This is a genomic window from Pseudomonas sp. 4CAES_32.4 (assembly GCF_058136335.1).
Genome location: NZ_CM176882.1, coordinates 5,540,000 through 5,553,692 on the forward strand (window position 1 = coordinate 5,540,000; position 13,693 = coordinate 5,553,692).

Genomic DNA, 13,693 nt, shown 5'->3' on the forward strand with positions numbered 1-13,693 from the left:
CGCTAGCAGGGCTAGCCCTGCTAGCGATGAGGCCCGAACAATCAACACAGATTATGTAGATTGAATAATGCTCAACCGCTCACCCACCACCATCTCGGTAATCCAGTCCACCAGAATCGAGGTGTACGCCTGCTGCGAAACCGGTTCGCTCAACGCGTGATCGGCACCATCAATGATCCGGTGCGTCAGCGAATGCGTCTGCTGACACGCCGCCCGATAACTCATGATCGCCGCGTGTGGCACGTAGTCATCGGTTTCCGACTCCACCAGCAACACGTCCCCGGTGAATTGTGAGCAGGCATGCAGCGCCCGATTGGTGTCCGCGCGCACCAGGGTGCTTCGGTAATCTCGCAAATCCGCTTTATCCAGCTCACGCTTGGGCGTATGCCATTGCTCGTCGCGATACAGCGCCGGCACGCGCAACGCCAGCCAGCGCACCGGGCGCAACGAGGTGAGGATCGCCGCCAGGTAGCCGCCATAACTGGTGCCGACCACCGCGATTGCCGAGGTATCGAGCGCCGGATGCGCGAGCAAGCGGTCATACGCCGCGAGCAGATCGCGCAGATTGTCTTCGCGGGTGACGCGGGTCAGCGGGATACCGGTGCCGCCGGTATGCCCGCGCAAGTCGAACGTCATGCATACGCAACCGAGACCGGCAATGCCTTTGGCCCGCTCCAGATCCCGCTCCTGGCTACCGCCCCAACCGTGGACAAACAACACTCCCGGGACTTTCGATTTGGGACTGAGAAACGTCCCGCTCATCTGTTCATCATCAATGTCGATTTGAATGCTTTCGCTTCTAGCCGTCATAGGATTTGACCGTTACGTATTTGAGGAGAAATTCACTGTTTTCCGCCGGCCCGCGATACACCTCGATGGCGTCCGCCGGCAGCGGCTGATCGATATAGGTTTCCACCGAAGACACGCGGATCGCGCGCATCCCCGGGTCGTTGACGAAGCTTTGCAGCGCGGCGACTTCAGCGCTGCTCGCGCCACCCATGCGCCAGGATTGTTCGAGTACTCCGCTGCGGGTTTTGCCGTTGTTGTCCAGCCCTTGGGCGATGTCGTAGTTGCGGCGCGAGGCGTAGAAACGTGGGTAGGCCTCGTCGGCGGCACTGTCGAAAATCTGCGCCTGTTCGATGGCCAGGCGCACATCGTCCGGTAAATCCAGCGCCAGCAGATCCTCATAGCCACCCTGCACCACTAGCAGGTTCGAGCCGCCATACACCTCTTCGCCGTGGGCGTCCTTGGTCAAGTATTGATCACCGCAGTAACTCAGCACTTTGTCGCCGATGAATGACTGGCCGACGCTGTGCGTCACGACATCGCTCAAGTCCTGCTCCAGCACCACGCCCTCGCTGAACTGCTTTTCAATGTCGGGACGGGTGAGGATTTCGTCGAAAGCATCCAGACTTTTGATCACTTCCTGACCGCGACCGGCGCAGGCATGAATCGGCTTCAGACGAATCGGCCCGCTGTACAACAAATGCTCGGCAGCGGGCCGTGCATCGTCCAGCGAAAACACGCTGAGACCGTCGAGGACCACACTGCGCGTGCGTTCGCTGAACAGTGTCGACCAGCCTTGTGGCGCTGTGCCCAAGTGACTGCGCAGACCGTGGCTGATGGCTTTGGTGCAAATGAAGTCATGTTCGACAAAGCCGCCCCACAGATCTTCCGGGCCCTTGATGCCCAGCGCCTGGGCTTGGTCAGCGCCAACAATGGTTTGCGTGGGCAACAGGTACAGATCACGGCCGCGATGTTTTTCCGGGTCGTAACTGCCACCGAATTTCAACCCGAGAATCTGCGCCAGCCAGCGGGCCAGCGCTTTGTTGGTTTGCACTTCATGCTGTGGCGCGTCGGCACGCACCGAGTGAGCGACGACGATTTTTTTGCGGGGTGTCGGGGTCATGCGTCCCCCTTCCATCGGTTCGATGACTGTAGCGGTGAAGGGTGCAGAGATCAGGCCAACGGCTGCTCTACGGAAACTCTCGTTTAATCAGAAACTTGGCGGAATCGTGCTGGCATCACGCCTGTTTCAAACTGCACGACACTCCATAAAAACCCGGCAATTTGCACGATTTTGAGTCTGGCACGCTCCCTTGTAGGAGTGAGCCTGCTCGCGATCGCGGTGGGTCAGTCGAACTGTTCTTCACTGACGCACAGCAATCGCGAGCGGGCTCACTCCTCCATTAGAGATTCGTTGCCTTCGGAATTGGCGTCACACCAAACCGCGCCCGATAATCACTCGGCGCCAGCCCGGTAATCTTCTTGAAGATCCCGCGGAACGCCCCCGGATCCTGATACCCGACCGTCCAGGCAATGTGATCGATGGTGCCATTGGTGAATTCGAGCATTTCCCGCGCTTTGCCCACCCGCAAGTGCTGACAATACTCGGTCGGCTTCAACCCTGTCGCCGCGCGAAACCGCCGCAGAAACGTACGTTCCTCCAACCCTGCCCGCTCAGCCATCGCCGTCAGCGAAACATCCGTCGCGCCAGTGCTTTGCAGCCAATGCTGAACCTTGAGAATAGCTGCATCACCGTGATTCAGAATCGGCGCAAAATTACTCCCGCACTCACTCGCGCTGTCGCTGTGCTCGATTACCAGAAATCGCGCAGTGGCGGTGGCGATGCTCGGCCCGAGCAGACGATCGACCAGACGCAGACCCAGTTCCGACCAGGCCATCAATCCAGCGGTGGTGATCAGGTCGCCGTCATCGACGATGGGCGTATCAGCCTTGAGTTTGATGTTCGGATAACGCTCGGCAAAAGCCTTGGCCGACGTCCAGTGCGCAGTGGCGCTACGGCCATCGAGCAGACCACTTTCCGCCAACATCAGCGAACCGACGCAAACACCGCCAAGGGTCGCGCCACGAGCATGCTGATCGCGTAGCCACTGCAACAGACCGCTCGGCATTTGCGCCGCAGAAAAACCACCAATGGACGGCGGAATCAGCACCGCAAGCAAATCGCTCTCAGCGCCCGGATGACTGTCATAGCCCCGTTCCGGCGACTGAGCGCCTTCGACCTGCCAATGACTGACCCGCAGCAGCGGCAATTGCGCAGTCTGATGCTCGGCGGCAATCCGGTCGGCCACCGCGAACAGATCGGTCAAGCCATGCACCGCCGCCATCTGCGCACCGGGGTAAATCAATATGCCCAGCTCAGCGACGGCGGCCCTTTCTGCGCCCATTGTCAGTTTTCCCCTGTCTATTGTCGGTGCGGCCAATCCTCGAATCGCTGGCCAGCGCCAATACTGAAGCCACTTCCAGCCAACACATCGAGGACACACCCATGGCCAAGCAAGCGCTCATCGTAGTCGATATCCAGAACGACTACTTCCCCCAAGGCAAGTGGCCGCTGGCCGGTGCTGATGCCGCCGCCGACAATGCCGCCCGGCTGATCGGCGCGTTCCGCGAGGCAGGCGATTCGGTGGTCCACATTCGCCACGAATTCACCTCAGCGGACGCGCCGTTTTTCACCCCGGGTTCGGAGGGCGCCAAGCTGCATCCGAAAGTGCTCAACCGTGCCGACGAACCTGTCGTGCTCAAACACTTCGTCAATTCATTCCGCGAAACCGAACTGCAAGCGATCCTCGACGAGCAAGGTATCGAGGAACTCGTGGTGGTCGGCAGCATGAGTCATATGTGCGTGGACGGCATCACCCGGGCGGCGGCGGATCTGGGTTACGGCGTCACAGTGATTCACGATGCCTGCGCCAGCCGTGACCTGGAGTTCAATGGCCTTACCGTGCCAGCGGCGCATGTCCACGCCGCGTTCATGTCAGCGCTGGGTTTCGCCTACGCGAGCGTGGTGTCCACCGACGAATTCCTCGCGAAAGATCACTGAGTCATATCTTGCAAAAAGTCTCGGCCCGCCTTGCAGCGGGCCTTTTTTCGTCTGTCATGAAAATCTCACGCGTGAGCCATTGATGGCACTTTGATTTGGTTGTAGTGTGGCTCACGCGTGAGATGTTCATAACCGAGCCATTGCCATGAAAAGCCGTTCCCCCACATCGAAATCAGAAGGCCCGAAGGGAGAGCGCGCAAAGGCTTCCGCAAAAAAACCGTCGAGCTTTTACATGAAGCAGATGCGTGCGGGCCTCGCGGCGGCCGGTTATGTGAAACACGAAACTTGGGTGCTTCCCGAAAACCGAAGCTTGCTCAAGCAAATGGAGCAACAGCTACGCCAACCGATTCTGGCTGGCTCTTTCATGTCGGAGAATTACATGAGCGCAGGCAACAACTGGAATATCGATAGCCTCTTCAACGCCCTCAAGGCACTGGACGAGGTGGCTTCGCAAGAGATCACGCTGTCTCTGATCCAGAGCTCCGAACCCAGCATCAAGCTGGAAATGAACGAATTCGGCGGCCTGCCGATTCACATCGCGTTGGCCGGCCAGCAGATCATCGTCGACACCGTACTGGTGGACATCGATTCGATCACCGACGTGCGCGCCTTCAACGATGCGGTGCTGCGCAGCCGGGAAATGTTCCCGCTGTCGTCGATCGGTATCGAGTCGATGCCGAACGGCCAGACCGTTTACAACATGTTTGGCGCCCTCAGCGCCGACTCGAGCCTGACCAACGTCGTCACCGAGGTTAAAACCCTGGTCGACAACGTGCAGCGCGCGAGTGAAGCCTTCGAACACTTCTTCAAGTAATCAACAGGGAATATCCAATGACTCAGTCCATCTGGAGCAAGTTGTTCACCGCACTGCGCGGCGGCGCCAATGAAGTCGGCGAAGCAATCGTCGACCAGCAGGCCCTGCGTATCCTCGATCAGGAAATCCGCGACGCCGACACCGCACTGTCGAATGCCCGTCGTGAACTGGTCACCATCATGGCCAAGCACAAACTGGCCGCCGACCGCGTAAGCGAGTACGACGCCAAGATCAAGGATCTCGAAGCCAAGGCTGTCTCGGCGCTGAACGCCGGTCGTGAAGATCTGGCGCTGGAAGTGGCCGAAGCGATTTCGACCCTGACCAACGATCTGACCGCCGAAAAAGCCCAGAGCGACGAGTTCGGCACCTACGCCGAAAACATGCGCAAAGACATCAGCAAGGCCGAGTCGCGTATCAAGAGCCTGCGCCAGCAAGTGGACATGGCCAAGGCCCGTGAAAGCGTGCAGAAAGCCCAGGTCAGCGCTTCCATCGCCAGCGGCGGCGCCAATGGCAAACTGGAAACCGCCGTCGGCACACTGAATCGCCTGCAGGCCAAGCAGCAGCAACGCGCCGCCGAGCTGAGTGCAGCCGATGAACTGGCTGACGCCTCGACCGGCAACGACCTGGATCGCAAACTGCGCGACGCCGGCATCACGCCGAACGAAGGCAGCGCCAATGCGATTCTTGAGCGCCTGAAGCAGAAGTCGGCTCAGTAACACTGCAATTTGCTCTGTGTAGGAGCTGCCGCAGGCTGCGATCTTTTGATCTTGTCTTTTAAAAGCAAAAGATCGCAGCCTGCGGCAGCTCCTACAACATTTCACTTTGCCTGCTCGTTCCCCGCTCAGCCCGGTACACTAGCCACGCTTTTTCGCCGACGAACACTTCCACCCGCTGCAAAGGAACGTACCCATGGGATGGTTTAAAGATTTGCTGGGCACCAGCAACTGGCAGACTGCTGCGCCAACACCGACCGTTGCCAGTGGCCCACTCGGCATGGCGCAAGGCAAGGCTGTCAGGTTCGATACGACGCTGGCGCTATTGCTCGACGGTTCGACCACCGTGCGCGTGCCCTTTGATCAGGCGATCTGGAGCCATGGTTGGGTCGACCTCGGCCAGTCCAACAAACTGCACCGCTATTACATGAACGACGAGGATTTCTGGCTGCAGATCCACGTCACCGGCGACGACCAGATCGAATCGGTCACCCTGTTCAACTACCTCAGTTACGTGACCGTCAACAGTGACGCCGAACTGCAGCGCCTGGCCGGCCCAAGCAGCCCTATCGGCCTTCCGGCTTACAGCCACGACGGTGTCGAGTTCACCCGCGAATGGGGCACCGAGCAAGGTCAGACCGAACTCGTGCCAATGACCGAGCAAGTGGTCAACCCGGACGAGAGCTACACCATCGAACACCATTCGATGCTATACGCCCGCGAAACCGGCCTGACCGATCGCCGCGAATTGCTGTTGTTCTCCGTCGAACAGGACGAAGAAGGCACCGTCAGCCTGAGCACCTCACTGGGTATCTCGCTGTACACGACTGACTTGAGCACCATTTAAAAAGGAAGTTTTTCATGCTGGAAGTGCTGGCCGTTTCCCTGAACAAGACCGCACTGGTCGGTTTCGTCGTTTACCTGATTGGCGCTGTGCTGCTATTCATGCTGTTTCAGTTCGTCTACACACGCATCACTCCGCACAAAGAATTCGAGCTGATCCGCTCCGGCAACATTGCCGCTGCCATTGCCCTGTCCGGGGCGATCATTGGCTTCGCGATCCCAGCCAGCAACGTGATCGCCTTTTCGGTCAACGTTCTCGACTTCGTGCTGTGGGCGGTGATTGCAGCGGTTGTGCAACTGCTGGCGTTTCTCGCCACAGGCCTGGTACTCAAAGGCACTTCCCAGCGCATCGCCAACGGTGAAATCGCTTCCGGCATCTATGTCGCTGCGGTGGCAATCAGCGTCGGCATGATCAACGCCGCGTGCATGACACCGTCCAACTGATCGGCAGGAAGCCCTCGATGAAACGAAGTAAATACGTTCAGTTGTCCCTCGCCGCATCGGTGGCCCTGGCCATTTCCGGCGAAGCGGCGGCGGTGGATCAGCCGCGCAACTTCCAGAGCGTTGAACAGTGCGTCGATGCCGAAGTAGCCGCTGATGTCTGCTCGAATGCTTACGTCGCCGCGCTCAGCGAACATCGGCGCATCGCCCCGGCGTACGACGACAAGGCCAAGTGCGACGCGGACTTTGCCGCCGACTGGTGTCAGAAAAATTCCGATGGTCGCTTCGTACCAAAACTCGGCGGCTTCAAAGTGCCGCAGAACGGTGAGCCGGCGCAGAACCTCGACGCCATCGCCGACGCGCAGATGCCCGCGGGTGAAGCGGCGGCAGCGCAGAATGTACAAAACACTTCGCACACCTCCAGTGGCGGCGGCAGTGGCTGGCTGACTGGCTGGTTGATCGGCAACGCAATGAGCAACAACGCCAATCGCACGGTGTACCGCGATCGCGATACGCGCCAGCCGTACAACACTTCGACGCAATACCGCACAGCCGAAACGACGACGCGCAGCCAGCCGGATTACGAGAGCAGCAAGAGCAAACCGGTCAACGTGGCTTCGTCGACATCGCGCGGCGGCTTTGGCAGCCAGTCCAGCGCCCGCAGCGGTTGGGGTGGCTGGGGCAGCAGTTCCGGTCGTTCGAGCAGCTGACGATGAAAAAGATTCTCTGCGCCGAGCGCCCCGACTGGAAACAGACCGCCGAGAGCCTCGGTTTTATGTTTCACACCATCGACGACGAGCCCTACTGGGACGAAAGCGCGTACTACCAGTTCTCGCTCGCGCAGATCGAAAACGATCTGGAAGACCCGACCACTGAACTGCACGAGATGTGCATGGATCTGGTCGAGCGCGTGGTCAACAGCGAAGAACTGCTGGGTCGCCTGAGCATTCCGCCGGCGTACTACGACCTGATCCGAACGTCCTGGCGCGAAGGTCATCCGCATCTGTACGGACGCATGGACTTTTCCTACAGCGGCAACGGCCCGGCGAAACTGCTGGAACTCAACTACGACACGCCGACCAGCCTTTACGAAGCGGCGGCGTTTCAGTGGGGCTGGCTGGAACAATGCATCGAACGCGGCACGCTGCCGCGCCATGCCGACCAGTTCAACAGCATCGATACCAAACTGCATCAAGCCTTCGCCGAACTGAAACTGAAGCGGCCGTTCTATTTCTCCTCGATGAAAGATTCGGTCGAAGACAAAGGCACCACCGATTACTTGCGGCTGATCGCGGAAACGGTTGGCATCGAATCGCGGCACATCGATATCGAAGACATCGGCCTGACCGCTGATGGCCGCTTTGTCGATCTGGAAGATCGCTGGATCCCGCACCTGTTCAAGCTGCATGCCTGGGAGTTCATCTTTCAGGAGCCGTTCGGCGCGGCGATTGCCGATTGCGATACGCAGTTTTTCGAGCCGGCGTGGAAAGCGATTCTGTCGAACAAGGGCGTGTTGCCGTTGTTATGGGAGTCGCACAAAGGTCACCCGAATCTGCTGGCGACGCATCTCGATCCAAACCCGGCGAGTGCGGTGCCCAAGGGTTGGGTACGCAAGCCGTACTTTTCCCGCGAAGGCGCCAACATTGAATTGCAAACGGCTGAGGGGCTGATCGTCAAAGAGGACGGGCCCTACACCGACGCGCCATTCATCCTGCAGGAATTTGCGCCGCTGCCAAAGTTTGGCGACAGCTACACGCTGATCGGTTCCTGGGTGATTGGTGATCAGGCAGCGGGGATTGGTGTGCGGGAAGACAACAGTTTGATCACCAAAGACTCCAGCAGATTCCTGCCGCACCTGATCCTCGACTGAAAGACTGCTATCAATGTGGGAGCTGGCTTGCCAGCGATGACTGAGTATCTGTCGACTGATTTGCTGATTGATCCACCGCGATCGCTGGCAAGCCAGCTCCCACAGGGATTTGAGGTAACAACAGATTTTTTGCATACAAAAAAAGCCCGTCGTTTAATCGACTGGCCTTTTTATTTGCAGCGGTTACAACAGCGAATCAGAACGGAATATCGTCATCGAAGCTGTCGAAATCCGGAGCCGGTTGCGGTGCGGCCTGCTGTGGAGCCGGGGCCGAACGCTGTTGCGGAGCCGACTGCTGCGGACGCGGAGCCTGCTGGCGTGGAGCCGGAGCGGACTGCTGGTAGTTGTTGCCGCCGCCTTGTTGGTCGCCCTGTTGTGGACGGCCGCCGAGCAGTTGCATGGTGCCTTGCATATCGACCACGATTTCAGTGGTGTAACGCTTGATACCGTCTTTTTCCCACTCGCGGGTCTGCAGCTTGCCTTCGATGTAAACCTGCGAACCCTTGCGCAGGTATTCGCCGGCGATTTCGGCGACTTTGCCGAACATCGAAACACGGTGCCATTCGGTCTTCTCGACCTTCTGACCGGTTTGCTTGTCGGTCCACTGTTCGCTGGTTGCCAGACTCAGGTTGGTCACGGCGTTACCGTTAGGCAGGTAGCGAACTTCGGGATCCTGGCCGCAAGTGCCGACCAATATGACTTTGTTAACCCCACGGGCCATAACGTTCTCCTAAGCGCCGCAAGCAGCCTCGGCCGGGTTGTTTACCAGGCGTTCGAGGGTGTCGCGATCCACTAATTCTTTGTCCAGTTTGATGTAAACAGCCGCTTCGTCAGCAACTATCACTGCATCGGTTACCCCTACGAGGGCCTTGAGGCGCTCGACCAGACCCGCTTCGCGGATCGCTTCGGGCGACAACGGCAAGCGCAGGCTCGTCACGTAGGGAGGTTCACGCATGGTAACAGCAAAGGCCAGCCAGATGGCAGCCAGACCCGCGCATCCAAGGAACACAACCGACAGACCGCCATGCTGAAACAACCAGCCGCCGAGTATCCCGCCGAGTGCCGAACCGAGGAACTGGCTGGTGGAGTACACGCCCATGGCTGTGCCCTTTCCGCCCGCCGGTGAAACCTTGCTGATCAACGACGGCAATGAAGCCTCCAGCAGATTGAACGCGGTGAAGAACACCACCGTACCGATCACCAGAGCCCGCAGGCTGTCGCCGAACTGCCAGAAGAATAGCTCAGTCAGCATCAACGTCATCACGGCGCCGAGCAAAACTCGTTTCATTTTGCGTTTCTTCTCGCCATAGATGATGAACGGGATCATGGCGAAGAACGAAATCAGCAGCGCAGTGAGGTAGACCCACCAGTGTTGTTCCTTGGGCAAACCGGCTTTTTCCACCAGTGCCAACGGCAGCGCGACGAAGCTCGACATCAACATCGCGTGCAACACAAAGATACCTAAATCGAGGCGCAGCAGGTCCGGGTGCTTGAGCGTCGGCATCAAGGCCTGACGCGCCACTCCGGATTCGCGGTGAGTCAGCGGCCCGGTGGATTTCGGCACCATGAACATCACGATGACGATGCCCACCAGCGCCATGCCACCAGTGGCGAGGAACAGTCCCGACAGACCGAACGCGCGGGTCAGCAATGGCCCGACGACCATGGCCACGGCGAACGACAGGCCAATGGTCATGCCGATCATGGCCATCGCTTTGGTCCGGTGTTGCTCGCGAGTGAGGTCGGAAAGCAGTGCCATGACCGCCGCAGAAATAGCGCCGGCACCTTGCAGGATCCGGCCGGCGATCACGCCCCAGATCGAATCGGCCTGCGAGGCCAGAACGCTGCCGAGGGCAAAGACGATCAGCCCGAGGTAAATCACCGGGCGGCGGCCGATGCGGTCGGAAATGACCCCGAACGGAATCTGAAAGATTGCCTGGGTCAGGCCGTAAGCGCCAATGGCCAACCCGATCAGGGCCGGGGTCGCTCCCGCCAGATCCATGCCGTAGGTCGCCAGTACCGGCAACACCATGAACATGCCAAGCATACGGAACGCGAACACCAGGGCCAGACCGCTCGCCGCGCGGGTCTCGCTGCCACTCATGCGTTCGCTGTGGGGATCGTGCATGGAAAAACCTCGTGTGAACCGGCGGCGATTCTACCAGTCCCATCGAAAGACGGGGTAGATCGCGACGCTTTGACGCGTATAGATGAAACTCTCTTCATCCAGGGCTAAAAACCCTTCGTTTGATAGTGTGCATCCATCCAGTATTTGGCCGTATACTCCTACGTTTTCGACGCCCGCCGAGCGAGGCCACTTTGGACAAGATCCTGATACGTGGGGCCCGTACCCACAACCTGAAGAACATCGACCTGACCCTGCCACGGGACAAACTGATCGTCATCACCGGCCTGTCCGGATCCGGCAAGTCGTCCCTGGCCTTCGACACACTGTACGCCGAAGGTCAGCGCCGTTATGTCGAATCGCTGTCGGCCTACGCCCGCCAGTTCCTTTCGATGATGGAAAAACCTGACGTCGACACCATCGAGGGCCTGTCGCCAGCGATCTCCATCGAACAGAAGTCGACCTCGCACAACCCGCGCTCAACGGTCGGCACCATCACCGAAATCTACGACTACCTGCGCCTGCTCTATGCACGCGTTGGTACGCCGCGCTGCCCGGATCACGATATTCCGCTGGAGGCGCAAACCGTCAGCCAGATGGTCGATCTGGTGCTGGCTCAGCCCGAAGGCAGCAAATTGATGCTGCTGGCGCCGGTGATCCGCGAGCGCAAAGGTGAACACCTGTCGGTCTTCGAAGAGCTGCGCGCGCAAGGTTTCGTGCGCGCCCGGGTCAATGGCCGTATCTGCGAGCTCGACGAACTGCCGAAACTTGATAAACAGAAGAAGCACTCGATTGACGTGATCGTCGACCGTTTCAAGGTTCGCGCCGATCTGCAACAGCGTCTGGCCGAATCGTTCGAAACCGCGCTGAAACTGGCGGACGGCATCGCACTGGTTGCGCCGATGGACGACGAGCCGGGCGAAGAGATGATTTTCTCCGCGCGCTTCGCCTGCCCGATCTGCGGCCACGCGATCAGCGAGCTGGAACCCAAGCTGTTTTCCTTCAATAACCCGGCCGGCGCCTGCCCGACATGCGATGGTCTGGGTGTGAAACAGTTCTTCGACATCAAGCGCCTGGTCAACGGCGAACTGACCCTGGCCGAGGGCGCGATACGTGGCTGGGACAGGCGCAACGTCTATTACTTCCAGATGCTCGGCTCGCTGGCTTCGCACTACAAGTTCAGTCTGGAAAAACCGTTCAATGAACTGACCGCCGAGCAGCAGAAACAGATCCTGCACGGCAGCGGTTCGCAGAATGTCGACTTCAAGTATTTGAACGACCGTGGCGATATCGTCAAACGTTCGCACCCGTTCGAAGGCATCGTGCCGAATCTGGAGCGCCGCTACCGCGAAACCGAATCGGCGAGCGTGCGTGAAGAGTTGGCCAAGTTCCTCAGCACCCAAGCGTGCCCGGATTGCCGTGGCACGCGCCTGCGTCGTGAAGCGCGGCATGTGTGGGTTGGCGAGAAGACCCTACCGGCGGTGACCAACCTGCCGATCGGTGATGCGTGCGTTTACTTCGGCGAGCTGAAGATGACTGGCCGCCGCGGCGAAATTGCCGACAAGATCCTCAAGGAAATCCGCGAGCGTCTGCAGTTTCTGGTCAACGTTGGTCTGGATTACCTGTCGCTGGATCGCAGCGCTGACACGCTGTCCGGCGGCGAAGCGCAACGGATTCGTCTGGCCAGCCAGATTGGTGCAGGTCTGGTCGGTGTCTTGTACATCCTCGACGAGCCGTCCATTGGCTTGCACCAACGTGACAACGACCGGTTGCTCGGCACGCTCAAGCACCTGCGCGACATCGGCAACACGGTGATCGTGGTCGAGCACGACGAAGACGCGATTCGCCTGGCCGACTATGTCGTGGATATCGGCCCGGGCGCCGGTGTGCATGGCGGGCAGATCGTTGCCGAAGGTACCCCGGCCGAAGTCATGGCGCACCCGGATTCCCTGACGGGTAAATACCTGTCTGGTCGGGTGAAGATCGAAGTGCCGGCCAAGCGCACGCCACGCAACAAGAAACTTAATCTGTCGTTGAAAGGCGCGCGCGGCAATAACCTGCGCAACGTTGATCTGGACATTCCTATCGGCTTGCTGACATGCGTGACAGGCGTGTCCGGCTCGGGCAAGTCTACGCTGATCAACAACACGCTGTTCCCGCTGAGCGCCACAGCTCTCAACGGCGCAACCACTCTGGAAGCGGCAGCGCACGACAGCATCAAAGGCCTTGAGCATCTCGACAAAGTCGTCGACATCGACCAGAGCCCGATCGGTCGTACGCCGCGCTCCAACCCGGCGACGTATACCGGGCTGTTTACGCCGATCCGCGAACTGTTCGCTGGCGTTCCCGAGTCTCGCTCTCGTGGTTACGGCCCAGGACGTTTCTCGTTCAACGTCAAGGGCGGTCGTTGCGAAGCGTGTCAGGGCGATGGCCTGATCAAAGTCGAAATGCACTTCCTGCCGGACATCTATGTGCCGTGCGACGTGTGCAAGAGCAAACGCTACAACCGCGAAACCCTTGAGATCAAATACAAGGGCAAGAGCATCCATGAAACCCTCGAAATGACTATCGAGGAGGCCCGGGTGTTCTTCGACGCGGTGCCGGCGCTCGCGCGCAAGCTGCAAACGCTAATGGATGTCGGCCTGTCGTACATCAAGCTCGGGCAGTCGGCGACCACACTGTCCGGTGGTGAAGCGCAGCGGGTCAAGCTGTCTCGCGAGCTATCCAAGCGTGATACCGGCAAGACCCTGTACATCCTCGATGAGCCGACCACGGGCCTGCACTTCGCGGATATCCAGCAATTGCTCGACGTACTGCATCGCCTGCGCGACCACGGCAACACCGTGGTGGTGATCGAACACAACCTCGACGTGATCAAGACGGCCGACTGGCTGGTGGATCTCGGACCTGAGGGCGGTTCAAAGGGTGGGCAAATCATTGCCACAGGTACGCCAGAGGAAGTCGCCGACATGAAGCAATCTCACACCGGCCATTACCTTAAACCTTTGCTGATCCGCGATCGAGCTTAAACGCCAGCCAT

Annotated in this window: 13 protein-coding genes; 8 read left to right on the plus strand and 5 right to left on the minus strand. The window is 59.3% G+C overall.

All coding sequences use genetic code 11. From position 1 onward, the window contains the following. Positions 1–51: 51 nt before the first annotated feature. The 3 genes from AC3Y64_RS24950 to AC3Y64_RS24960 all read right to left on the minus strand — a co-directional run bounded on the left by AC3Y64_RS24950 (position 52) and on the right by AC3Y64_RS24960 (position 3,191). Positions 52–810, minus strand: coding sequence for an alpha/beta hydrolase family protein (locus tag AC3Y64_RS24950; RefSeq protein ID WP_489985597.1), 759 nt, complete (start codon positions 808–810; stop codon positions 52–54). Next, a complete protein-coding gene (locus AC3Y64_RS24955) occupies positions 800–1,909 on the minus strand; it encodes a DUF3182 family protein (RefSeq protein ID WP_489985598.1) in 1,110 nt (369 codons plus the stop codon). The genes AC3Y64_RS24950 and AC3Y64_RS24955 overlap by 11 nt, the downstream gene beginning before the upstream one ends. A 280-nt stretch (positions 1,910–2,189) precedes the next feature. After that, positions 2,190–3,191, minus strand: coding sequence for a GlxA family transcriptional regulator (locus AC3Y64_RS24960; protein ID WP_489985599.1), 1,002 nt, complete (start codon positions 3,189–3,191; stop codon positions 2,190–2,192). A gap of 101 nt (positions 3,192–3,292) precedes the next feature. Here AC3Y64_RS24960 and AC3Y64_RS24965 point away from each other — a divergent pair, with 101 nt between their 5' ends. The 7 genes from AC3Y64_RS24965 (at position 3,293) to AC3Y64_RS24995 (ending at position 8,528) form a co-directional block, all read left to right on the plus strand. Beyond that, positions 3,293–3,847 (plus strand): cysteine hydrolase family protein, encoded by a 555-nt coding sequence (locus tag AC3Y64_RS24965; protein ID WP_489985600.1) that lies wholly within the window; start codon positions 3,293–3,295, stop codon positions 3,845–3,847. 145 nt (positions 3,848–3,992) lie between these two features. Next, a complete protein-coding gene (locus AC3Y64_RS24970; RefSeq protein ID WP_489985601.1) occupies positions 3,993–4,661 on the plus strand; it encodes a YjfI family protein in 669 nt (222 codons plus the stop codon). 17 nt (positions 4,662–4,678) lie between these two features. After that, positions 4,679–5,377, plus strand: coding sequence for a PspA/IM30 family protein (locus AC3Y64_RS24975; protein WP_489985602.1), 699 nt, complete (start codon positions 4,679–4,681; stop codon positions 5,375–5,377). Positions 5,378–5,570: 193 nt separating this feature from the next. Beyond that, positions 5,571–6,221, plus strand: a complete 651-nt coding sequence (locus AC3Y64_RS24980) for a DUF2491 family protein (protein ID WP_489985603.1) — start codon at positions 5,571–5,573, stop codon at positions 6,219–6,221. Between the two features lie 14 nt (positions 6,222–6,235). Further along, positions 6,236–6,661: a DUF350 domain-containing protein gene (locus AC3Y64_RS24985; protein ID WP_489985604.1), complete on the plus strand. Its 426-nt coding sequence runs from the start codon at positions 6,236–6,238 to the stop codon at positions 6,659–6,661. Positions 6,662–6,678: 17 nt separating this feature from the next. Beyond that, a complete protein-coding gene (locus AC3Y64_RS24990) occupies positions 6,679–7,368 on the plus strand; it encodes a DUF1190 domain-containing protein (RefSeq protein WP_489985605.1) in 690 nt (229 codons plus the stop codon). Positions 7,369–7,370: 2 nt separating this feature from the next. Then, on the plus strand, positions 7,371–8,528 hold the full coding sequence (locus AC3Y64_RS24995; RefSeq protein ID WP_489985606.1) for a glutathionylspermidine synthase family protein: 1,158 nt from the start codon (positions 7,371–7,373) through the stop codon (positions 8,526–8,528). 196 nt (positions 8,529–8,724) lie between these two features. Here the strand turns inward: AC3Y64_RS24995 and AC3Y64_RS25000 are convergent, their stop codons facing one another. Together AC3Y64_RS25000 and AC3Y64_RS25005 are read right to left on the minus strand one after the other, a co-directional pair. Beyond that, entirely contained in the window at positions 8,725–9,249 is a 525-nt protein-coding gene (locus tag AC3Y64_RS25000) for a single-stranded DNA-binding protein (RefSeq protein ID WP_008081898.1), read from the minus strand. A 9-nt stretch (positions 9,250–9,258) separates the two neighbouring features. Continuing rightward, on the minus strand, positions 9,259–10,656 hold the full coding sequence (locus tag AC3Y64_RS25005; RefSeq protein ID WP_489985607.1) for an MFS transporter: 1,398 nt from the start codon (positions 10,654–10,656) through the stop codon (positions 9,259–9,261). Between the two features lie 191 nt (positions 10,657–10,847). Here AC3Y64_RS25005 and uvrA point away from each other — a divergent pair, with 191 nt between their 5' ends. Continuing rightward, complete coding sequence (gene uvrA, locus AC3Y64_RS25010) at positions 10,848–13,682, plus strand: excinuclease ABC subunit UvrA (RefSeq protein WP_489985608.1); 2,835 nt, start codon at positions 10,848–10,850, stop codon at positions 13,680–13,682. The last annotated feature ends 11 nt before the right edge of the window (positions 13,683–13,693 follow it).

What these genes read in the sequence shown, in the direction of transcription:
- AC3Y64_RS24950 (WP_489985597.1), bottom strand. Translation starts at nt 810, where the DNA reads ATGACGGCTAGAAGCGAAAGCATTCAAATCGACATTGATGATGAACAG.
- AC3Y64_RS24955 (WP_489985598.1), bottom strand. Translation starts at nt 1,909, where the DNA reads ATGACCCCGACACCCCGCAAAAAAATCGTCGTCGCTCACTCGGTGCGT.
- AC3Y64_RS24960 (WP_489985599.1), bottom strand. Translation starts at nt 3,191, where the DNA reads ATGGGCGCAGAAAGGGCCGCCGTCGCTGAGCTGGGCATATTGATTTAC.
- AC3Y64_RS24965 (WP_489985600.1), top strand. Translation starts at nt 3,293, where the DNA reads ATGGCCAAGCAAGCGCTCATCGTAGTCGATATCCAGAACGACTACTTC.
- AC3Y64_RS24970 (WP_489985601.1), top strand. Translation starts at nt 3,993, where the DNA reads ATGAAAAGCCGTTCCCCCACATCGAAATCAGAAGGCCCGAAGGGAGAG.
- AC3Y64_RS24975 (WP_489985602.1), top strand. Translation starts at nt 4,679, where the DNA reads ATGACTCAGTCCATCTGGAGCAAGTTGTTCACCGCACTGCGCGGCGGC.
- AC3Y64_RS24980 (WP_489985603.1), top strand. Translation starts at nt 5,571, where the DNA reads ATGGGATGGTTTAAAGATTTGCTGGGCACCAGCAACTGGCAGACTGCT.
- AC3Y64_RS24985 (WP_489985604.1), top strand. Translation starts at nt 6,236, where the DNA reads ATGCTGGAAGTGCTGGCCGTTTCCCTGAACAAGACCGCACTGGTCGGT.
- AC3Y64_RS24990 (WP_489985605.1), top strand. Translation starts at nt 6,679, where the DNA reads ATGAAACGAAGTAAATACGTTCAGTTGTCCCTCGCCGCATCGGTGGCC.
- AC3Y64_RS24995 (WP_489985606.1), top strand. Translation starts at nt 7,371, where the DNA reads ATGAAAAAGATTCTCTGCGCCGAGCGCCCCGACTGGAAACAGACCGCC.
- AC3Y64_RS25000 (WP_008081898.1), bottom strand. Translation starts at nt 9,249, where the DNA reads ATGGCCCGTGGGGTTAACAAAGTCATATTGGTCGGCACTTGCGGCCAG.
- AC3Y64_RS25005 (WP_489985607.1), bottom strand. Translation starts at nt 10,656, where the DNA reads ATGCACGATCCCCACAGCGAACGCATGAGTGGCAGCGAGACCCGCGCG.